The sequence below is a fragment of the Psychrobacter sp. AOP31-B2-9 genome (assembly GCF_052378005.1).
Taxonomy (GTDB): Bacteria; Pseudomonadota; Gammaproteobacteria; order Pseudomonadales; family Moraxellaceae; genus Psychrobacter.
Window position 1 is genome coordinate 1 of sequence record NZ_JBQSXG010000324.1, and the last position, 634, is coordinate 634.

1 pseudogene is annotated in these 634 nt (G+C 42.7%); it reads left to right on the plus strand.

Annotation, left to right across the window (positions count from 1 at the left end):
- Window positions 1-617 (plus strand): annotated as a pseudogene (locus ACT3SX_RS15455) (IS5 family transposase); the annotation flags it as partial.
- Between the last annotated feature and the right edge of the window lie 17 nt (window positions 618-634).

Genomic DNA, 634 nt, shown 5'->3' on the forward strand with positions numbered 1-634 from the left:
ACAGGTAGTCCGTGGCGAGACTTACCCCCTGAATTTGGTAACTGGAACAGTGTTTATAAGCGCTACCGTCGATGGGTAAAAAGCGATAGATTCAGCAAGCTATTTAATGCTCTGAATGACTCAGATTTAGAGTATGCCATGATTGATGGCACTATTGTTAAGGTACATCGTCATGGACAAGGCGCAAAAGGGGGGCTTGTCATCAGGCAATTGGCAAATCAAGAGGCGGTATGACCACTAAAATCATGGCAATGGTTGATGCGTTAGGCAACCTTGTTGATTTTACTTTATTGAAAGGACAACAGCATGACATGGCTGGCGTTAAACCTTTAATTAAAGACAAAGAGTTTGGTGCATTGCTTGCTGATAGAGCCTTTGACACGGATTGGCTACTGCTAGACTTAGAAGAGCGTGGTAGCAAAGCGGTCATACCCCCTAAACGCTCTCGTTTAAAGCAACGAGATTTCGATAAAGAAATGTACAAGTGGCGTCACTTAATCGAGAACTTCTTCTGTAAGCTGAAAGATTTCAAGAAAATTGCCATGCGTGCTGAAAAAACGGATGAGTCGTTTGCTGCTAATATCTATTTAGCAGCGACGATTATCCATTTACGGTAATTGTCAACACACCCTAG